Source organism: Sphingopyxis sp. CCNWLW2 (assembly GCF_037095755.1).
Taxonomy (GTDB): Bacteria; Pseudomonadota; Alphaproteobacteria; order Sphingomonadales; family Sphingomonadaceae; genus Sphingopyxis.
The window spans coordinates 1,729,407-1,750,359 of sequence record NZ_JBAWKJ010000001.1 but is presented as its reverse complement, the minus strand read 5'-3'; the positions used below and the strand labels follow the sequence as shown (position 1 = coordinate 1,750,359).

The window sequence follows — 20,953 nt, the reverse complement described above, 5'->3', positions numbered from 1 at the left end:
GCCTTTCCATGTCCAATCGATGCCGTGCCTAGAAACGCAGCACCGCTTCCAGATTGACCGTCCGCGGCGCGTTGATCATCACGACATGACTGTTCCCGCCGAGCAGCGGCGTGTTGATCGCCTGGCTGAAGGTCACCTCGTTCGTCAGGTTACGCCCGACGAGCGCGAGTTCCCACGCGCCATCTTCCTTGCGGATCGCGAGGCGCGCATCGAACTTCGCGTAACCCGGCTGCGTATTGAGCGGGTTCAGGTCGCCCTGCAGATAGGATTTCGACGTGTAATCGGCGGCGCCGCGGGCGCTGACGATCAGGTCATCGCTGACCGGCACATCGAACTGCACATAGCCCGACGCCTTCCATTCGGGCGCGCGGGTCAGGCGCACGCCGGACAGATTGTTCGTCGCGGGTCGGCACGTCGCCGGGGCGTCGTAGAGGCAGGGGCCGCCCGGATAGTCGTTATATTTCGCGTCCAGATACGCCCCCGTCGCGCCGAGGCTGACGATCGAGCTCGGCCGGTAACGCGCCTCGACCTCGACGCCTTGCGCGGTTGCCTTGGCGGCGTTGCCGGTGATGAAGGCGGTGCCGTTGAACGACGACACCTGCAGATTGGCGAAGCGCGTCCGGAACAGCGCGATGTCGAGGTCGAGCTTGCGATCGAACAGGCGCATCTTCGTGCCGAGTTCCCACGCGCGCGCGCGTTCGTCGTCGAAGTCGAAACGGCCATTGTTGTTGCGGATGTTATAGAGGAGGAGCCCGTCGTTCGACAGGAACCCCCCGCCCTTCGTGCCCGTCGCATAGCTGACATAGGCCGACACCGCCGGGCTGAATTCGTAGCGGAGGCGCAGCGAATAATCCCAGAGTTTCTCGGTGCGGCTGCCGCTGATGTCGAAATCGAGGTTGTTCGCGGGAATGCGCGGCCCGACGTTGGTGCTCGTCCCGCGCGCATCCTTCTTTTCATGGCTGTAGCGCAGGCTGCCGCTGAAGGTCAGCGCGTCGGTGAGTTCGGCCTCGACGATCGCAAAGGGCGACAGCGACCAGGACGACTGGGTAAAGCCACGCTTCCCCTCGGCCTGCGGCAATGTCGTCCCGACCAGATTGCCGTTGTAGCTGACGAGCTGCAGGATATCGAGGTCGGCATCGGTGTAAGTCGCGCCGAATGCAAGGTTGATCCCGGCGGCGACGTCGCGCGAGACGCGCAGTTCCTGGAAGAACTGGCTGCTCTCTTCGGCCTGCAGCGTGTTGAGCAGGTTGATCGGCCCCGGAATGGTGTTGAAGGTGCGCTCCGAATCCACCGCCTGATAGGCGGTGATCGAGGTGACCGACCAGTCGCCCGGGGTCCAGTTCATCGTCATCGCGCCGGTGCGCGACTTGGTGACGTCATATTCCTCCGGAAAACCGCGGCTGAAGCGCCAGAAACCGGGCTTGTCCTGTGCATCGGCGCCGCCGCTGGCGTTGCGGATGATGTTGCAGAGGTTGCAGTTCGGATTGCCGATATTGTTGTAGACCGCGTTCGACCCGTTGATCTCGTTGCGGAACCCCTCGGCCTTGAGCAGGATCTCGAAATCCTCGCTCGGCTCCCACAGCAATTGCACGCGTCCCGAGCGGTATTTCGACCCATTGTCGTCGAAGCCCGTCAGCCGGTTTTCGATATAGCCGTCGGCCTGTCCGGCGCCGCCGCTCAACCGGACGCTCAACGTGTCGCTGATCGGTCCCGACAGATAGCCGCTGAAATTCATGCCGCCTTCGGCCAGTTCGGTGCCGGCGCGGAATTCGGCTTCGAAATCGCGGGTCGGGCGGCGTGTCACCATGCTGATCGCACCGGCATTGGTGTTCTTGCCGAACAATGCGCCCTGCGGGCCGCGAACAACCTCGATGCGCTCGACGTCGAGGAACGGCACCTGCAACGAACGCGCGCGGCTGGAATAGACGCCGTCGACGAACAGCCCGACCGATTGCTCGAACGCCAGATTATTCGCGCCCGACCCGAGCCCGCGAATGGTGATCGCGTAATTGCCGTTGGTGTTGTCGATCTGGAGGTTGGGAACCGACGACTGGAGGTCGGTGAACAGGCGCTGGCCCTGCTGCTCGATCGCAGCGCCGGTGACGACGCCCACCGAAATCGGCACTTCCTGGAGCGTTTGCGGGCGGCGCGAGGCGGTGACGATGATATCTTCGCTGCCCGCCGCTTCGGTCGCCCCGGCCGCTTCGAGCTCCTGCGCCGCCGCGGGGTGGGCAACCGCGATCATCAAGCTTCCGGTGGCGAGCGCCGTCAAGGCCCGGTGGTGGCGTGTCATCCATCTCTCTCCCATGTTCGCGGCCGACGCCCCCGGGGGCGCGTTCCCAGCGCCCTCGACTCCGCGGCCTCCCATATTATGTATCAAGTGATATATTTTGAAATGATCGAAATCAATAGCATTCTAAGTATTTTTCAAAAGGGCATCGAAAGCCCGATATTCCGCCGGAAATCGGATGTTTGCCAACCTGCAGCCATTTGCTTTACGCACGGCAGATCGAATGTAGCGAAGAGCTTTGAGGTTGATGATGACGATGGGAGATACGGTCGAAGGGCCCGTTGCACAGCCCGGAAGAGACGCGGTGTCGAACGCGTCGCGCAAGGGCGACCAGTCGCGCCAGCGCATATTGGACGCGGCGCTGATCGAGTTCGGGGCGGCGGGATTTAAATCCGCGACGACGCGCCGCATCGCCGAACGGGCGAAGACGACGCTTCCGCCGCTGAACTATTATTTCGGCAGCAAGGAAGGGCTGTATCGCGCGTGCGCCGAAGAGATTGTGGCGCGTTTCGAACGCGCGAACCATGATGCCGTGACCGCGGCAAGGCGGACGATCGAGGCGGCATCGGGCCCGGAAGAGGCGCGCGGCGCGCTCAAAGAGCTGATGGCCGCATCGGTGGACCTGATTTTGGGCAACGCGACCTATGGGCTCGGCAGCGGAATCATCGCCCGCGAACTCGCCGAGCCGGGCCCGGCCTTCGATATCTTTTACGACCGTCTGTGGCTGCCCGGGATCGAACGGAACGCGCGGCTGATATCCCGGATCAAGTCGGAGCCCGACGTATCAGCCGAATCGCGTGTGCAATCGATCTTGCTCGTATCGAGCATCCCGTCGTTCCATACCCGGAGGGTCGTTGCGCAAAGGGCGATGGGCTGGTCGGGAATCGGCGCCGCGGAGCTAGCGCTTGTCACGAAAGTCCTGCATCTCCAGATCGACCGGATGTAGGCTCGATGGCTGAGCTCAAATAATATCGTCACCCCGGACTTGGTCCGGGATGACGAAAATGGGGTCAGAGCGCGCCCTCGAGCCAGCCCTTGAGCGCGCTCTTCGGCGCTGCGCCGACCTTGGTGTCGGCGATCTCGCCATTCTTGAACAGGATCATCGTCGGGATGCCGCGCACGCCATATTTGCCCGGCGCGTCGGGGTTTTCGTCGATGTTGATCTTGGCAATCACCACCTTGCCCGCGAGTTCGTCGGAGATTTCCTCGAGCGACGGGCCGATCATCTTGCACGGACCGCACCATTCGGCCCAGAAATCGACGAGCACGGGGGTGTCGCTGTCGAGCACGTCGCTCTGGAAGCTGGCGTCGGTGATCGCTTTGGTACTCATAGTCTGAACTCCTGAAATATCGTTGCCCTCAAGCTAAGGCGTCGGCGCGTCCGGCTCAAGGGCCCAACCCGGCAAATTCGCCTTGGTTGCGGGCAAGCCCGGCTTGTACGCATCGAGCAGATCATCGCCCGGCGCGACCAGCCGGGGCCCGGCCGTATAGAGCAACGCCGCCTCGACGCGCCGGCCGGGAAAAATCACCTTCAGCGCATCGCGATAGGCCGCCATTTGCCGCAGATAGGCGGGCGCGACATCGCCGGCGCGCGCCGGCACATGCCGCCCGGTCTTATAGTCGATCACCGTCACAGTATCATCGGTCACCAGCAACCGGTCGACGATCCCCGCGACGACCACGCCGTCGACAACCGCCGACAGCGGCACTTCGCCCAGCGAGCCGGGGCCGAAAAGCGCGGAATGCGCCGGATCCTCAAGAACGCCAAGCACCTCATCGACCATCGCCGCGCGCTCGCCCTCGTCAAGCGCCGCCGCCTGTACCGAAAGCCAGTGCAATGCCGCCGCGCGCCGACGCCCCGCCAAGACCGGCGGCAATCGCTCGAACAGCGCGTGGAGCAGCAACCCGCGCTCGACCGCGACCGCACGCTCGCCCCCCTGCGGCGGCGACGCGACATCGTCCTCGCCCAGCGCCGATGGCGCGAGCGGACGCGGAGGGCGCGCTTCTTCGGGGGCGAACTGCGTCGCCCAGGGCGGCACAACAACCGGCGGCGCCACCTGCCGCGCCTTGTCCTTCGGCGGACGCGCCCATTTCTTCGGCTGCACCGCATACACGCGCTTGCTGCCCCAGCGCGGCCCGGCATCCTGCCAGTCTGCACCCATGTCGGCCATCACCGCGTCGACCGCGCTGTGCCAATTATTATCGGGCAGGCTGCGGTCGGCGGTCTTGGTGATTCCGGTGACCACCAGCAATTCCTCGGCGCGCGTCATCGCGACATAGAGCAATCGCCAATGTTCCTCGCGCTCGGCCGCTTCCTTGTCGTCATGCGCTTTGGCGATCGCGCCGTGGCGTTCGTCCTTGCCCAGGCCGAATACCGGCAACTTCTCCCACGCGCCCGTCGACAGGTCGAAGGTCAGCCGCCGCGGCCGCGGATCGTCGGTCGCGTCGGCGAGGATGACGATCGGCGCCTGCAGCCCCTTGGACCCGTGGACGGTCATCACCCGTACGACGTCGCTGCGCGCCTCGGTCTGGCGTTTGATCTCGGCGGTGCTGGCGGCGATGTGGGCGAGGAAGCCGAGCAGCGACGGCGCCTCCCGCCGTTCGAAGGCGAGCGCCTGCCCGAGCAATTCGTCGATCGGATCGCGCGCTTCGCGGCCGAGCCGGCGGTAGAGCTTGCGCCGCCCGCCCAGCGCCCCCGACAGGATGGCGTCGAGGAAACGGAAGGGCGTGGTGAAGTCGGCCATGCCGAGCAATCCGCGCAGCGCCGCCATCGTTTCGGGCGGCGCTTCGCTTTCGCGCGCGCGGAGCTGTTCCCACAAGGCGCGGCCCTTGCGGCCATGAGCAAAGCCGAACAGATCGTCCTGCGTCCAGCCGAGCAGCGGCGAGACAAGCAAGGCGGCGAGGTTGAGGTCGTCGAGCGGCTGGACCGCGAAGCGCATCGCCGCGAGCAGATCCTGCACCGCGAGCGACTGCGTCAGCGAAAAACGATCGACCCCCGCGACCGGCACGTGCCGCGATTGCAGCCGCGCGACGATCCGCGCCGCAAGGTCGCGGCGGCGACGGACGAGGATCAATATATCGCCCGGCGCGACGCTCCGCCCGTCCTTGCCATGTTCGATCCAGTCCTGCACCTCGTCGGCAATCGCGCGCGACAGGCGCAGGCTTGCGGGATCACTCGCCGCTGCGGAGGAGTCGCCCGGTCCGGTGTCTTCTTCGCCGTCCTCGCGATCGCCCTCGTCATCGGCGGCAGCATCGAGCGCCTTGCCGACCGGCAGCGGCTCCCACAGCTCGACGCGGCCCGCGCGGTCGCGGTTGAAATCGGCGGGGATGTGCGGCGGCTCGTCGCTTTCCAGCCCCATCAGTTCGGGCGCGCCCGCCGCGATCCACGCATCGACGACGTCGAGCACCGCGGGGCTCGAGCGGTAGTTGGTGTCGAGATCGACATCCTCGAACGGCCTGCCGCCCGCCGCCGCGCGCTCGCCAAAGCGGATTCGCGCCGCCTCGAACGCCGCGGGTTCGGTGCCCTGAAAGCCGAAGATCGCCTGCTTGCGGTCGCCGACGGTGAACATCGTGCGGACGCGGTCGTCCTTCGCGCCCAGCCCGGCGAAAAACTCCGCCGCGAGCGAGAGGATGATCGCCCATTGCCGCGCGTTGGTGTCCTGCGCCTCGTCGACCAAAATATGATCGGTGCGCTGGTCGAGTTTGAAGCGCACCCAGTCGCCGAAATCGCCGGTGGCCAGCAGGTGGCCGGCGATGCTGATCAGATCGTCGAAATCGGCATAGCCCTTGTCGCGCTTGGCGAGGGCATAGGCTTCGGCAAAGCGGCTGCCGAGATCCCACGCCGCCGCCAGCTCGTCGGCGACCTGCATCGCGGTGGCGGTTGCCAAAAGATCGCCGGTGGCGGCAACGATCCGTTCGGCGGCGCCAAGGCAGCCGCGCATCGCGCCCTTTTCCTTGGTATAGTCGGCGCGCAGGTCGCCCGTCCCGGTCAGGAAGCAGCCGCGCACCGCGGCCAGCATCGCCGCGCGGCCATGCGAATCGGCGCGGTGCCAGTCGTCCATGATATCGGCGCGCGCATCGCCGGTCTTGGTCGCCCAGTCGCGGCCGCTGAGCGCCACCGCCGCGATATCGGCATCGGCGACGGCGCCGTTCGCAATCGCCGCCGCCCGCCAGTCGGCGGGGTCGCCCTGCGGCAGGCCGAGCGCGGTTCGCAGGTCGGTTGCGCGCGGCGCGAGGCGCGGGGCATTCGCCGCGGTAAAGCTGCTCGCACAGCGCGCGAGGAAGGCGATGGCGGCATCCTGCCCCAACCGGCGCGACAGCATCGCGGCGATGCTGCGCATATGATCGCCGTCGTCCCCCGATTGCGACAAGAGCTTGCCCAGCACCTCGCGTTGCAGCGCGCGCGCCTCGCTATCTTCGAGCGCCCGAAACCCCGGCAAGATTCGCGCCTCGAGCGGGAAGCTGGCGAGAAGGGTCTGGCAAAAACTGTGGATCGTCTGGACGCGAACGGCGCCGCCGGGGCTGTCGATGACCGTCGCGAACAAGGATCGCGCGCGTTCGATCAGCGCCGGGACGCCGCGGTCATAGCCGATGAATTCAAGGTCCAGCCCCAAGGCCCGGAGTTCGGTGCGCAGGTCGCCGTCGTCCATCCGCACCCACATCGCGAGCCGCTCGTGGATGCGATGCGCCATTTCGGCCGCGCCCGCCTTGGTAAAGGTGATGCACAGGATCGCCTCGGGCGATACGCCTTCGAGCATCAGGCGCAGCACGCGCGCCGACAGTACCTGCGTCTTGCCCGTCCCCGCCGACGCGCCCAGCCAGACATGATCGTCGGGCTGCGCCGCGGCGCGCTGCCCGACATCGAGCATTTTGAGCAGCTTGTCGGGGTCGATCATGCCGCCCCCGCGTGGGTCGCGCGATCGTCGGCGTCACCGCGCCCGAACCATTCGTCGCGGCGCATCAGATGGTCGAAATCGGCATAGCGTTTGCCCGTATCGCCCGGAACAAAGGGCTCCTGCCCCAACAGGTAACGCGCACTCAGGTCGGCGAGCACTTCGCACGCGCGCTCGACGACCGCTGCCGCCGTCGCAGGTTTGGGCTTTTGCCCGCGGATCGCCTTGACCGCGCCATCGACATCCTTTTTCCGGTCGCGCTTCAATTCCCAATATTCGAACGCGTCGACGATTTCGGGCGCGAGGTCGCCGAGGCCAGCCTCCTGCGCGAGCAAGCCCAGGAGGCCAAGCTGGCTGTTGAGCCCATCGCCCGTCGATTTGGCCGACGGCGCCGCACCCGTCTTGTAATCGACGATCGCCAGCGTGCCGTCGGCGGTCTGGTCGACGCGGTCGGCGGTCCCGTACAGCCGGATGCCGTCGACGATCCGCTCGCCGCGCACCTCATTCGCCACCGGCCAGCGTTCGTCGCGCGACGCCCAGACGCGCTCGGCCGCCCAGCGCAGTGACGGCTCGATCCGGGGCAACCAGAAAGCGCGGGCCAGCGAATCGAGCGCCGGATCGGCCCGCAGCGCGGCCAGTTCGATATCGAACGCGGCCTCGGTCAGTCCGGCCGTCTGCCAGTCCTGCAGGAATTTATGGACGCGAATGCCGAACCATTTGGCGTCGGGGCCGCTGCTCAGCGGATCGAGCTCGCTCAGCCGCAATATCTTTGCCGCATAAAAGGCAAAGGGATCGCGCGCGAGCTGATCGACCCCGGTCACGCTGATCTGGTCGGGGCGTGCCGTGAGCGGCGGCGCGGGGTGCGGCTTTTCGGCCGGCGCGCTGACGCCCGGCGGAACGTCGAGCATCGCCGCAAGCGCCACCACCGCCTGCTCGCCCAGCCGCGCCTCGGGCAATTCGCCCGCGAGCGCCGCGAGCCGCAGCCAGAAGCGCGACGCGACCGCGGGGTCGCCGCCGCTGCGCTGCGCGCGCGTCACCACCACTTCGCGCGCCGCGAAGGCACCCGCGAAGTCATGCGCCGCAGCACCCTGCTGGCGCTCGGGCGCCGCCAGCCCAAGCATCCGGCGGATGCCGGGCGCGAGCCACGGGTCGGGGCTCTGCTGCTGCGGCCAGCGGCCTTCGTCGAGCCCGCCGAGGATCATCACATCGGCGCGCTGCAATCGCGCTTCGAGCAGACCCCAGATAAACAGGCGCGGGTGCCCGCCATAGGGCGGCCGGACGCTCTCGCCCGATAGGAGGTCGGCGAGCATCGCGGGGAAATCGGCGGGCGCGACGAGCGCCGGGCCATCGCCCTTCGCGAGCGCCCAGCGGTCGAAGATTTCGGACAGCGCGCGCCCGGCATGGCCCGTCCATGCGCCCTCGCCGGTCAGCCAGCCGAGCGCCGCCTGCAACGCGCCGAGCAACACCGAAGGCGGTGCAGGAACGCCCGCCGCGAACGGCGCCAGCGCGGTGCCCAGTCCGGCGGCGACGTCGCCCCACCAGTCGCCGATCGCCTCTGCTTCGGCATGGCCGCGCGATTTCGAAGCGGCGGCGCGTTCGGCGATCCGCGCGGTCACGCCGTCCCAGCCGGGCACCAGCCCCGGGCCGCGCAGCACAAGGTCGAGCCGCCGCACCTGGTCGAGCCAGCCGAGCCGCGTTTCGCCCCCGCGCACGAGCGGGTGCCCGAGCAGCGCCACCAGCCGCACCGGATCGAACGCCGCGGCGAATTCGGCGAGCGCGAGCAGCAGCGCGCCCGGCGGCGTCTGGCCGAGCGGCTGTCCCGCGCTGTCGTCGACCGATATGTCCCAGCGCGCGAGCGCCGCCGCGACGCGCGTTGCAAGCGCGCGGTCGGGCGTCACCAACGCGGCGGTGCGCGTCGGCGTTTCGAGCGCGTGGCGCATCATCAGCGCGATCCCCTGCGCCTCCTGCCCGTCGTCGGCGAACACCGCCGCGGTGACTCCGGCAATGCCGGGGCCGAGGTCGCCCGCCCGCTGCCAGCGCGCGGTGTAGGCGGCGGGCGCGAAGAGCAGCGAGGTGAAGGGCGCGCGCGCATCGGGGCCGTCGAAGGGCGACGTCGCGTCCCACGCCTGCACCTCATCGCGCGACACACCCATGCGGCCGAGCAGCAGCTTCAGATGATATTGCGGGTGCGTCTCGAGCGCGCGCTCACCCGGCTTGTCAGGGTCGGCTTTCACCGGCCCCAGCGCGTCCCATTCCTCGCCCGCCATGCCGAGGTCGAGTCCCGGCAGCACGACCATCCCCTCGGCCAGATCGGCGACGGTGCGCAGCAGCCGCGCGATCGCAGGCGCGGCCGTCGTGACACCGGCCGCCACCACGAAGCGCGCGGGCGGCGCGACGCGCCAACCCTTGGTCACGCGACCGAGCAGGCGGTTGCGGCGATCGGCACGGTCGATATGCCCCGTCGCGGCGAGCAGCTTCGGCCACTGATCGACGAGCAAAGACAGCCGCCGCCACGATGCCTGCCAATGCCCGGCAAGGTCGCCGAGCGCGCTTTCGATATCGGCGAGCCGCGCGGGCGCGATCTCTTCATAATGAAGCTGATCGATCACGCGCCCCAGCCCCTCGGCAAGCTGGAATGCCGCGGCGCCGGTGATCGGGTCTTCGCCGGCAGGATTATGTTTCTCGATCAGCCCCGCGAGCATCAGCCGCCGCTTCAGCGCGTCGATCGCGGGCGGAATGGCGTCGCTCTCGTCGATCGGGTCGAGCGCGAGCGCGACGCTTTCATCGAGGTCGGCGTCGCCGATCACCGCGAGCCGCGGCATCAGCAGTCCGTTGCCGCCCGCGCGCACGAACGCCGCCTGCACCGCGCTCCGCGCACGATTGCTTGGCAATATAATCAGGCCCTGTGCGAGCCCCAGCGCACCGTCGGCGTAGCGGGCGATCAATCCGGCGGCGAGCGCATCGGCGAAGGCCCGCTGGACGGGAATGGAAAAGACGGTGGGTTTGGCGTCAGCCATCCGTCAGCGCGGCTTCGGTCGGCGCGATGCTCGCCGGGGTGCCGACGTCGAACCACTGCCCCATATGCGACAGACCATAGAGCCGCCCCGCCGCAATCGCGCGGTCCCACAAAATGTTGGTCGAAAACGCCCCCTCGGGCGCGCCCGCGAGCAGGCGCGGCGAGATCAGCTGAATGCCGGTATAGACAAAGGGCGCGATCCGGCCCGGCTTGCGGCGCGACAGCTTGCCGTCGCCATCCATATGGAAATCGCCGCGCCCGCCGTGCCCCGTCGCGCTTGCCTGCCGGATCAGCAGCAGCAGCGCGTCCATCCGCTCGCCGTCCCAGTGGCGTGCAAGGTGCCGGATGCTGTCCTCGGGCCCGTCGGTCCAGATATTGTCGCTGTTGACGATCAGGATCGGATCGCCCGTAAGCTGCGGCAGCGCCTTGACCATCCCGCCGCCGGTTTCGAGCAGCAGGTCGCGCTCGTCCGAAATCGCTATGCTGAAGCGCCGCTTTTGCGCAGCGAGATGCGCTTCCAATGCGTCGGCGAGATAATGGACGTTGACGACGACATGCTCGACCCCCGCCGCTTCGATCCGGTCGAGGCTGTGATCGATCAGCGCCTTGCCCGCGACGCGCACCAGCGGTTTCGGACGCGTCGCGGTGAGCGGGCGCATCCGCTTGCCGATCCCCGCCGCCATCACCATCGCGCTTTCGATCTTCACGCTCACAGCCAAATCTCCGCCCGTTTCGAGGGCGGCACATTGGCGTCGAACCATTGCCGAACGGGGACAAGCGCCGGATGCGAAAGATCGCGTTCGAGCAGGCCCCACATGCGCGGCTGGAAGCTTTTGTAATGCGGCTTGTTGTCGCGTTTCCACAGCCGCACGAAGACGCCGAGGATGCGCGTATTGCGCTGCGCGGCGAGCGCCCAATAGGCGGCTTCGATGTCCTGCCCGGTCTCCGCCTGATAGCGCGCAAGCATCGCGGCCTCGACCGCCGGGCTCACGTCGCGCCGCGCGTCTTCGAGCACCGAGGCGAGGTCATAGGCGGGATGGCCAACAAGCGCGTCCTGGAAATCGAGCAGGCCGTAATGCGCGATGCCGTCCTTGCCGGGCACCAGCATGATATTTTCGGCATGATAATCGCGCAGCACCGTGACGCGTGGCAGGCCGTCCTGCTCGACGGGCGTCAGCACCTCGGCCCATGCGGCGCGAAACGCGTCGCGATCGACCTCGATATCGAAGGCCGGGCAATACCAGTCGCTGAACAGCATCACCTCATCGAGCCATTGATCGAGCCCGTGCACCGGCAGCCCGGCCATCGGCGGCCGCGCGTGAAGGTGGACGAGCAGGTCGGTGACCCCGGCATAATAATCCGCTTCGGTGTGCGGCGCCTCGTCGACCGTTTCGCGCAGCCGCACATCGCCGAAATCGTCGATCAGCAGCAGGCCCTGTTCCAGATCGCGCGCGAGGATCGTCGGCGCGGTCAGCCCCTGTTCGCACAGGAATTCGGCAACCGCGATGAACGGCCGCGGGTCCTCGTGCGGCGGCGGGGCGTCCATCAGTACCGCCTGCCGGTCGCCGTCGACGATCCGGAAATAGCGGCGGAAAGACGCGTCGCCGGCGAGCGGCAAAATCTGGGCGTCGCCCCAGCCATGCGCGGCAAGGAACGCCGGGGCATGGGCGGGCGGAATCATCGGAGCGGCCATCTTGCTCCCCAAGCGGGCGGCACCGACGCTGTCAAGACGCGCGCGTCGCCCTCACCCGAAATCGTGAGCAGCAGCGCGTCCGGCCAGCCTTCGCCGCCCAGCCGTTCGGGCCATTCGATCAGCAGCGCGCCGTCATAGCGATAGTCGTCGAGACCAAGCTCGATCAGCTCGTCGCTGTCCTCGATGCGATAGAGATCGACATGTGCGATCGGCAGATCGACCTCGGGCGGCGCATAGGGCTGAACGATCGCAAAGGTCGGGCTCGGCGCCTCGCCCGCGAGCCCGCGCGCCTTCAGCATCGCGCGCGCCAGCGTCGTCTTGCCCGCGCCGAGATCGCCCGACAGCAGCACGACATCGCCCGCGATCAGCGCCGTCCCGATCGCGGCGCCGATCCGCTCGGCATCGTCCAAGCCGTAGTTGCTCGTAAAAACCGTCATGCGGCGCGCGGCAGACTGATCCGCACGAGCGTGCCCTGGCCTTGCTCGCTCACGACTTCCATCGTCCCGCCATGCGCCGCGACGAGTTGGCGCGCGAGCGCGAGGCCGATGCCGCCGGTGGCGGTCCCCGCCTGCTGCCCCTTGGCCACCGCCGCGGCCGCCTCGGGCATGCCCGGCCCATTATCCGACACGATGATGTCGACGCCGCACGCATCGCCGTCGGCGTGGAGCAGCACGCGCGCGCCCGACTTGCGCGACGGCGCGGTGAAGCGCACCGCATTGTCGAGCAGCCCCGCGACGAGGCGCGACAGCCGCGGCGCGTCGCCGTCGATGCTGCCGAGGTTCGCCGATATGTTGCCGACAAGTTCGACCTTCTCGCCGTCGGCAAAGGGTTTGGCCTTGGCGAGCGCGCCCTCGAGCAGCGCGCCGATATCGACCGGCGCACGCTCGACCGCGAGCGTTCCCGCCTCGCCCTGCGCGAGGTCGAGCACATTGTCGATCTGGCGGGAGAGTACCGCGACCGAATCCATGATCGCATCGATATAGACGCGCTGCTGATCGCCGAGCTTGCCGGCATAGCCCGCCTGCAGCATCTCGCCGAAGCCGCCGATCGAGGTCAGCGGCGTGCGGAGTTCATAGCTCATCCGCGACAGGAAGGCGGTCTTCGCCTTGTCGGCGGCCTCGAGCGCCTCGTTGCGGTCGCGGAGCGCACCCTCCATCTTCCGGCTCGCGGTGATGTCGAGCATGATGAGCAAGGCATTGCCGTCGGGCAGCGGGATCGACGCGAAATCGAAATGGCGCCCGTCGGCGAAGCGGACCTCGCCAACGCGCTGCTGGCGTTCCAATGTCGCGGCACGGATCACTTCCTGCACGATGCTGATCTGGTTCGGTTTGGCGAGGCGGTCGGCTAGCCCGCCCATCAGCGCATCGACGCGCGGGTGCGCCGCGAGCGTCCCCTCGTCGATGCCCCACAGGCGGCGGAAGCGCTGGTTCCACAGATGCAGCCGACCGTCGGGAGCGAAGACCGCCACCGCCTCGAACAGATTGTCGAAGGTCGCGGTGCGCACGCGCAGCAACGTGTCGCGCGCGCCCGCCAGTTGCACCTGCTCGGTCTTGTCCTCGGCGATCAGCAGCAGCCCGCCATCGGGGGTCGGCTGCGCGACGACATGGAGGTGCGTGCCGTCGCGGAGCAGCCAATCCTCTTCGCTCGCCCCCGCCTGCGCGAACCAGTCGACATGGACCTGCCGCCATTCGGGATAGTTGCGCACCTCGGGCGTCCGCCCGCGTTCGCGCCACGCGTCGAGCAGCCGCGCGAACGGCAACGCCTCGGCGACATCGTCGGACTCGATGCCGAACAGGCGGCGGAACGGCAGATTGGCGAAATTGAGCCCCTGGTCGGGACCGAATTGCGCGACCGCCGCCGACAACCGGTCGAGCAGCTCGCGCTGGGTATCGACGAAGCGGCGGTGCGCGCCGCGCTCGGTTTCGAGTTCCTGAATGTCGATCGCATAGCCCGCAATCCCGATCACGCGGCCGCCTTGGGGCGCCAGCGGCACGTCGACGACGCGCATGATGCGGCGCTCGCCCTCGATCGTCACCGGGATCGTGCGGACCTGCGCCGATCCCGCGATGCGCGCTTCGTCGGCGGCTTCGGCGGCGCTGACGCCGGCAACGGTTTCGCACAGCTCGACCGCGCCATCGATCACCGCGACCGCGCTCTTCGCCTCGACCGCGCGGACATAGGCGGTGTTGACGAGCGCGAGATGAAGGTCGGTGTCGCGGAACCACATCGGGAAAGGCGCCGCCTCGATCAGCCCCGACAAGGCCTCGAACGCCGCCATCGCCTCGTCGCGCTCGCTGCGCGCGTGCGCCAGCGCCCGCTGCCCGTCGGTCGCGTCGCTCAGCCAGAGCAGTACCCCGCCCGCTCCGCCGACCGCGTTCGGCGCCGCGGCACCGTGGATGATGATCGCCCGGTCGCCGCCTTCGGGCTTGAGGCTGAGCGTAAAGGGCTTCGCGCCGCGCTGCGCGCCGAGGATCGCCTGCCGCAGCGCATCATGGCCCGCGGCGTCGAGCCCGCTGCCCAGCCCGCGCAGTTCGTCGAAGTTGCGCGGCCCGCGTTCGAGCCCCAGCCAGCGGCCGAGCCGCTCGCTCGCCTCGATCCGCCAGTCGGCGCGGACGATCACGGGCAATTGGGGTGACGCTTCGACCAGGCTCGCGAGCCGTTCGGCCTGCCCCGCGACAAACGCCGCTCGCCGCTGCATCGCGATCCCGCGCACGGTCGCCCACAATCCGGCGAGCAGCCAGAGCGCGGCGAACAGACCGAGGGCGAACAAAAAGGCCGGGGAAAGCGATCCGCTCATCCCGTCTTATTTCCTCGCTTGTCCGGATGTCCCGCGCGCATGATCGCCAGCCCTAAAGGCGATAGAGTCATGTTTCAATCGCATGTCATTACGGATCGGCGCGCCGCATCGTCCGATGGGCGCGCCGTCCACAGTTTTCTATCGTTACGACGAGGGCGAGGCCCTCGACCGATCAGTAACGATAATGGTCGGGCTTGAACGGCCCTGCGACCGGCACGCCGATATAATCGGCCTGCTTCTTGGTGAGCTGGCTGAGCTTCACGCCCAGCTTTTCGAGGTGCAGCGCCGCGACCTTTTCGTCGAGATGCTTGGGCAGGACGTACACGTCGTTCTTATACTGCTCGCTGCGCGTCCACAGCTCGATCTGCGCGAGCGTCTGGTTGGTGAAGCTCGCCGACATCACGAAGCTCGGGTGGCCGGTGGCGTTGCCGAGGTTCACGAGGCGACCCTTCGACAGGATGATGATCTGCTTGCCGTCGGGGAATTCGACCAGGTCGACCTGCGGCTTCACTTCGGTCCACTTGTAGTTCGCGAGCGCCGCAATCTGGATCTCGCTGTCGAAGTGGCCGATGTTGCAGACGATCGCCATATTCTTCATCGCCGCCATATGTTCGGCGGTGATCACGTCGGCGTTGCCGGTCGCGGTGACGAAGATGTCCGAACGCTTGACGGCTTCGTCCATCGTCACGACCTCGAAGCCTTCCATCGCCGCCTGCAGCGCGCAGATCGGATCGATTTCGGTGACGAGCACACGCGCGCCGCCGTTGCGAAGCGACTGCGCCGAGCCCTTGCCGACGTCGCCGAAGCCGGCGACGGTCGCGACCTTGCCCGCAAGCATCACGTCGGTGCCGCGGCGGATCGCGTCGACGAGCGATTCCTTGCAACCATAGAGGTTGTCGAACTTCGACTTGGTGACGCTGTCGTTGACGTTGATCGCGGGGAAGGGCAGCTCGCCCTTCTTGGCGATGTGGTACAGGCGGTGGACGCCGGTCGTCGTTTCTTCCGACACGCCCTTGATCGCCTTGACCGTCTTGGTCAGGTAGCCGGGGTTCGCCGCAACGAACGCCTTCAGCGCGCGCTGCATTTCGATTTCTTCTTCATTCTCGGGCGCCGGCATTTCCTGCCCGGCTTCGAGCTTCGCGCCCCACAGCGCGAACATCGTGGCGTCGCCGCCGTCGTCGAGGATCAGGTTGCACGTCGTGCCATCTTCGACGCCCCAGTCGAAAATGCGGCCGACATAGTCCCAGTAATCGGCGAGGCTTTCGCCCTTCACCGCGAACACCGGCACCCCCGACGCGGCGATCGCGGCGGCGGCATGGTCCTGCGTCGAGAAGATGTTGCACGTCGCCCAGCGGACTTCGGCGCCGAGCGCGGTCAGCGTCTCGATCAGCACCGCGGTCTGAATCGTCATGTGCAGCGACCCGACGATCTTCGCGCCCTTCAGCGGCTGCGCCGCGCCGAATTCGCTGCGCAGCGCCATCAGGCCCGGCATTTCGGTTTCGGCGATGTTGATTTCCTTGCGACCGAAGTCGGCGAGGCCGATGTCGGCGATCACATAATCACGGGTATCGGCGGCGAGAGTGGCCACGGTTAAGTCTCCTGTAGGCGAGTTCGGCCGCAGGCGAGCGGCCACGAAAAGTCAGGTAATTATGCCCGGCGCCCTAGCCGAAACGCCGCCACCGATCAAATATAAACTTTTCTTTATATCGCAATATCGACACCGCCCACCCGGATGCCGGACGCACGAATCGGCGGCGCAAAAGCACCGACCTCACGAAAATAATTTTTAGCGGACGCAATTGTGACAATCGCGGCCACGATTTTGTGACAACGAGTCGAGATCGCCAAGATTCTGAAAATCCTGACTTATAATGCGCCTTGCGATTAGCTTAATTCGCTATTGTGACAACAGTGTTACAAACCCCCGGAAATATTGACTTTTTGCCCAGCACGCGAGAAAATCGGCGAAAGTTTTCGGGGAGATACGAAAGATGAAAAAAATTCTGCTGCCGCTCTTCGCGCTGGCCTTTGCGAGCCCTGCTGCGGCGCAATCGATCGTCGTCGTTACCGCGCCGCAAGCCGATTCGGAGGTACTTCCGGTCGCTTATGCCGAGCTCAAGGCCGGTGAAAATCGCGCCGCGGTCGAAAAGCTGACCGGCGACACCGGCCTCGACGCGCGCGACCCGTCGCGACTGATCAATCTTGGCACCGCTTACGCTCGTCTGGGTCGCACCGCCGAAGCCGCCGCCGCCTACGACAACGCGATCGGCAGCCCGATCCGCTATGATCTCGAACTCGCCGATGGCCGCTATGTCGATTCGCGCTGGGCCGCGCGCACCGCACGCGCCAACCTCGATCAGGGCCGTCCGCTGCTCGCGCTCGCGCGCTAAGCCTCGCCGCCTTCGGTGGTCAGCAAGCGGGCGTCCACTCCCGCTTCGGCAAACGCCGCCTGCCATCGTTCGGCGGGCGGCGTTTCGAACAACAGGCCGTCGCTGCCGGGCGTGACATGCCAGCCGTGGCGAACCATCTCGCCTTCGAGCTGCCCCGGCGACCAGCCCGCATAACCGAGCGCCACCAGCCAGCGCGAAGGGCCGCGCCCCTCGCCGATCGCGCGCAATATATCGTGCGAGCTCGACACCATCCAGCGATCGCCGACCTGCACCGCCTCCTGCCCGCCCCAGTCGAGGCTGTGGAGGACGAAGCCGCGCGACGGCTCGACCGGTCCGCCGAGAAAAACGGGTTGGTCGAGCGGAACGTCGTGCGCGATTTCGAGCTGGTCGAGCACCGCGCCGACGGTCATGCCATCGATCGGATCGTCGATGCCGATCCCCATCGCGCCCTCTTCGTCATGGCTGATCATCGCGATCACCGAATGTTCGAAACGGGGATCGCCGATGCCCGGCAGCGCAAGCAGCAGCTGGCCGGTGAACCAGGTGGGGTCTGTGCTCATGGGCGCCATCATGCCGCGTCGCGGCGGCGCGGTCCAGCTTTTCGAACAACGGGTCCCGGGCGCGCTTGACTTGGCGACCGGCTCACCCAATGTCACGCCACCAAATCCCCTCAATGAAAGGATGCCGACCATGACGATCCAGACCGGAGACAAGCTGCCCGACGCCACCTTCGTAAAGGTCACCGAAAACGGCCCCGAACAGGTCAGCACCGCCGATTATTTCAAGGGCCGCAAGGTCGCGCTCTTCTCGGTCCCCGGCGCCTTCACCCCGACCTGCTCGGCCAAGCACCTGCCGGGCTTCGTCGACAAGGCCGAGGAACTGAAGGCCAAGGGCGTCGACGAAATCGTCTGCACCGCGGTCAACGACGCCTTCGTGATGGGCGCGTGGGGCAAGAATGCGAATGCCGGTTCCGCGGTGACGATGCTCGCCGACGGCAATGGCGATTTCGCCGAAGCCGTCGGCCTCACCATGGACGGCAAGGCGTTCGGCATGGGCAAGCGCGGCCAGCGCTTCTCGATGATCGTCAACGACGGCGTCGTCGAACAGCTCAACGTCGAAGCCCCCGGCGAATTCAAGGTGTCGAGCGCCGACCATATGCTCGAACAGCTATAAGCAATTCGGGAAGGGGGCAGCCATCGGGCTGCCCCCTTCCCTTTTGTCACATTTTCATGCAACAGCGACGCGATGACATCCAATTCATCGCAAGAAACCACCGACCCCACCGCGCTCGTCGACGAGATCATCGCCGAACTTCAAACCGCGTTCCGCACGTCGGTCTCCAATCTCATATCGGCGATCGCCGCCTATGTCCGCGACCGCACGCTGCCGCCGGCCGACGCCGCGGCGACGGGCCTGTTCGACTATCCCGCGATCCGCCTCGTCACCACCGGCGAACAGCGCGAGGGACAGAAGGGGCATAATCTCTCCTTCGGCCGCTTCGAACGCGCGGGCGAGTTCGTCACCACGGTGACGCGCCCCGACCTGTTCGCCGATTACCTCCGCGAACAGCTCATGCTCCTCGCGCGCCACTATGACATCACGCTCGAAGTCACGCGCACCGGACAGCAGATCCCCTTCCCCTATGTGCTCGACGCCAGCGACGGGTCGGACATGGGCGGGGTCACGCCGCTCGAACTCGCGCGCCATTTTCCGACCACCGAATTGGCCGATATCGGCGACGAACTCGCCGACGGCCTCTTCGGCCAAGACCCGGCCGCGGCGCAGCCGCTCGCGCTGTTCGACGCGCTGCGTACCGATTTCAGCCTCGCGCGCCTCCGCCACTATACCGGCACCGCCCCCGAGCATTTCCAGCGCTATATCCTGTTCACCAACTATCATCGCTACGTCGACGAATTCGTCGCCTGGGCAGGGGCGCAGGTCGGTCAGGGCCGCTACACCGCGCTCGCCGGCGCCGCGGGGCTCTATGTCGACCAGCCGGGCGTCAACGCCAGCGCGCTCGTCGCCGACAGCGCCTGGCGGCGGCACCAGATGCCCGCCTATCACCTCATTGCCCCCGACGGCGGCGGCATCACGCTCGTCAACATCGGCGTCGGCCCCTCGAACGCCAAGACGATCTGCGACCATCTCGCGGTGCTCCGTCCCGAGGCGTGGCTGATGATCGGTCACTGCGGCGGGCTGCGCCCCAGCCAGCGCATCGGCGATTATGTGCTCGCGCACGCATACCTCCGCGACGACCATATCCTCGACGCGGTGCTGCCGGTCGCCATCCCGATCCCGCCGATCGCCGAAGTGCAGGTCGCGCTCGCGACCGCCGCCGAAACGGTGTCGGGCGCCACCGGCGCCGACCTCAAGAAACGCATGCGCACCGGCACCGTCGTCACCACCGACGACCGCAACTGGGAGCTGCGCTACACCGACAGCGCGCTGCGCTTCTCGCAATCGCGCGCGATCGGCATCGACATGGAGTCGGCGACGATCGCGGCGCAAGGCTATCGCTTCCGCGTCCCCTACGGCACCTTGCTCTGCGTCAGCGACAAGCCGCTCCACGGTGAACTCAAACTGCCCGGACAGGCGAACCGCTTCTATGAGGAAGCGATCGCCGCGCATCTCCAGATCGGCATCCGCGCGTGCGAGACGATGCGCGACGAGGGCGCCAAGCTCCACAGCCGCAAACTGCGCGCATTCAACGAGCCGCCCTTTCGGTAAACGAATCCGATCGTCGGATATCAGCGGCGCGCGCCGACGAAGAATCCATCCGTCGCAAAATTGTGGCTCTCCAGAAGAAACAATATTCCGACTTCCCTCGCCTGGGGGCCATAGAAGAAACCGATGAACCGGCCGCTGAAGCTCCCGTCCGCCGCTGCCATCGTGCCGTTAATGCGGAGACTGTTGTCGCCCTGCACCACGCCGTTCAGCTCAAAGCGCAGGCCGTTGTTTGCGGTCCAGCTTCCGGTCGCGCGCCCCGTCGTCAGATCGACCGAGAGCGTCTGTTGCCCGGACAGATACCACCGGCTGTCTCGCCCCAGAACGATCGGGTCGCTGCGGCTCGAAGAGCTGGCGCCCTGGTAAGACAAGACACCGGCGGTCGGCATATCAGTCGCGGGGGTCCGCTGTCCGGCAAGGAAATATTGCGTAGTTTCGATACCTCGTCGCGGACCATTATCGAAGAAACCGGCCCACCGCTTTTCCTGATAGGCGACGGCGACGTTCCGCAATTGGCTTGAGCGCCCCCAGCCATAGATATGCTGTTCGCTAGGCATCGTACGGATGAAACGGAAACCGTCCGCCGTTTGCGCGGTTAGCGAGGTGGAATCATAGGAGGTCGTCACATTGTCGAGCCGCACCGAACCGCTCTTTTCAGGATGCCAGGTCAGCACCGCCGCGCCGGGCGCCGTGTTGATTCTGCCGGTGGAACTCACAAAACTATAAAATCTCGGCGAGTTGTCGTCGTAGACTTCTTCGTACCGAACCTCGACCAGCGCCGACTCGAAAAAGCGTTCGCGATCGAACGCGAAGGGATCGGCGTATTGCATCGAGGTCGGAGTGGGTGTCGGGGCCGGAGTAGGGGTTGGCGTGGGGGCCGGTGCAACGACGACCGGGGGACTGCCCCCTCCGGTATCGCCGCCCCCACCGCCACACGCCGCCAACGATACGAGCAGCGGCGCAACGGCCGCTCCCCGAAAACAAAATCTCGCCATCAAGCCCCCGCAATATACTGCCCGCCCCGAACCGTGCCGAGACAATTTCCCGGAAGGTCGTCAAACCGGGAGGAGGCAACTAAAGCAAGTAATTTCATAGGTAAAGACGGTCGAACCGCGTGCTTAAATCGCGGTCTGCTTTCCGTTGCGGTCGAG

Annotated in this window: 15 protein-coding genes; 4 read left to right on the top strand and 11 right to left on the bottom strand. The window is 66.7% G+C overall.

All coding sequences use genetic code 11. The annotated features are described in order from the left end of the window. Positions 1-28: 28 nt before the first annotated feature. Complete coding sequence (locus V8J55_RS08280; protein WP_336445149.1) at positions 29-2,293, bottom strand: TonB-dependent receptor; 2,265 nt, start codon at positions 2,291-2,293, stop codon at positions 29-31. A gap of 244 nt (positions 2,294-2,537) precedes the next feature. On the opposite strand from V8J55_RS08280, the gene V8J55_RS08275 reads away from it, so the two are divergent. Continuing rightward, positions 2,538-3,236 (top strand): CerR family C-terminal domain-containing protein, encoded by a 699-nt coding sequence (locus V8J55_RS08275; protein ID WP_336445148.1) that lies wholly within the window; start codon positions 2,538-2,540, stop codon positions 3,234-3,236. Between the two features lie 64 nt (positions 3,237-3,300). Here V8J55_RS08275 and trxA read toward each other — a convergent pair whose 3' ends face one another. The 8 genes from trxA to ahcY form a co-directional block, all read right to left on the bottom strand. After that, positions 3,301-3,621, bottom strand: a complete 321-nt coding sequence (gene trxA, locus V8J55_RS08270) for a thioredoxin TrxA (RefSeq protein ID WP_037513673.1) — start codon at positions 3,619-3,621, stop codon at positions 3,301-3,303. Positions 3,622-3,654: 33 nt separating this feature from the next. Then, positions 3,655-7,185 (bottom strand): double-strand break repair helicase AddA, encoded by a 3,531-nt coding sequence (gene addA / locus V8J55_RS08265; RefSeq protein WP_336445147.1) that lies wholly within the window; start codon positions 7,183-7,185, stop codon positions 3,655-3,657. After that, entirely contained in the window at positions 7,182-10,199 is a 3,018-nt protein-coding gene (addB, locus tag V8J55_RS08260) for a double-strand break repair protein AddB (protein WP_336445146.1), read from the bottom strand. The genes addA and addB overlap by 4 nt, the downstream gene beginning before the upstream one ends. After that, positions 10,192-10,911 (bottom strand): nucleotidyltransferase family protein, encoded by a 720-nt coding sequence (locus tag V8J55_RS08255; RefSeq protein WP_336445145.1) that lies wholly within the window; start codon positions 10,909-10,911, stop codon positions 10,192-10,194. Before V8J55_RS08255 ends, addB begins: the two co-directional genes overlap by 8 nt. Further along, positions 10,908-11,879, bottom strand: coding sequence for an aminoglycoside phosphotransferase family protein (locus V8J55_RS08250; protein ID WP_336445722.1), 972 nt, complete (start codon positions 11,877-11,879; stop codon positions 10,908-10,910). The genes V8J55_RS08255 and V8J55_RS08250 overlap by 4 nt, the downstream gene beginning before the upstream one ends. Further along, complete coding sequence (gene tsaE / locus V8J55_RS08245) at positions 11,876-12,328, bottom strand: tRNA (adenosine(37)-N6)-threonylcarbamoyltransferase complex ATPase subunit type 1 TsaE (RefSeq protein ID WP_336445144.1); 453 nt, start codon at positions 12,326-12,328, stop codon at positions 11,876-11,878. The genes V8J55_RS08250 and tsaE overlap by 4 nt, the downstream gene beginning before the upstream one ends. Further along, positions 12,325-14,688 (bottom strand): PAS domain-containing sensor histidine kinase, encoded by a 2,364-nt coding sequence (locus tag V8J55_RS08240; RefSeq protein WP_336445143.1) that lies wholly within the window; start codon positions 14,686-14,688, stop codon positions 12,325-12,327. Before V8J55_RS08240 ends, tsaE begins: the two co-directional genes overlap by 4 nt. Before the next feature lie 172 nt (positions 14,689-14,860). Then, positions 14,861-16,276, bottom strand: coding sequence for an adenosylhomocysteinase (ahcY, locus tag V8J55_RS08235; protein WP_336445142.1), 1,416 nt, complete (start codon positions 16,274-16,276; stop codon positions 14,861-14,863). Positions 16,277-16,679: 403 nt separating this feature from the next. Between ahcY and V8J55_RS08230 the strand changes: the two genes are divergently transcribed. Further along, on the top strand, positions 16,680-17,078 hold the full coding sequence (locus V8J55_RS08230) for a hypothetical protein (protein ID WP_336445141.1): 399 nt from the start codon (positions 16,680-16,682) through the stop codon (positions 17,076-17,078). On the opposite strand, the gene V8J55_RS08225 is transcribed toward V8J55_RS08230, so the two are convergent. Next, a complete protein-coding gene (locus V8J55_RS08225) occupies positions 17,075-17,638 on the bottom strand; it encodes a YqgE/AlgH family protein (protein WP_152568030.1) in 564 nt (187 codons plus the stop codon). The two genes, V8J55_RS08230 and V8J55_RS08225, sit on opposite strands and share 4 nt — an antisense overlap. A gap of 130 nt (positions 17,639-17,768) precedes the next feature. Between V8J55_RS08225 and V8J55_RS08220 the strand changes: the two genes are divergently transcribed. Both V8J55_RS08220 and V8J55_RS08215 read left to right on the top strand, forming a co-directional pair. After that, the gene (locus V8J55_RS08220) at positions 17,769-18,251 is read left to right on the top strand and encodes a peroxiredoxin (RefSeq protein WP_037513756.1); all 483 of its coding nucleotides are present in this window, start codon (positions 17,769-17,771) and stop codon (positions 18,249-18,251) included. 72 nt (positions 18,252-18,323) lie between these two features. Further along, a complete protein-coding gene (locus V8J55_RS08215) occupies positions 18,324-19,805 on the top strand; it encodes an AMP nucleosidase (RefSeq protein WP_336445140.1) in 1,482 nt (493 codons plus the stop codon). 20 nt (positions 19,806-19,825) lie between these two features. Here the strand turns inward: V8J55_RS08215 and V8J55_RS08210 are convergent, their stop codons facing one another. Then, the gene (locus V8J55_RS08210; RefSeq protein WP_336445139.1) at positions 19,826-20,632 is read right to left on the bottom strand and encodes a transferrin-binding protein-like solute binding protein; all 807 of its coding nucleotides are present in this window, start codon (positions 20,630-20,632) and stop codon (positions 19,826-19,828) included. Between the last annotated feature and the right edge of the window lie 321 nt (positions 20,633-20,953).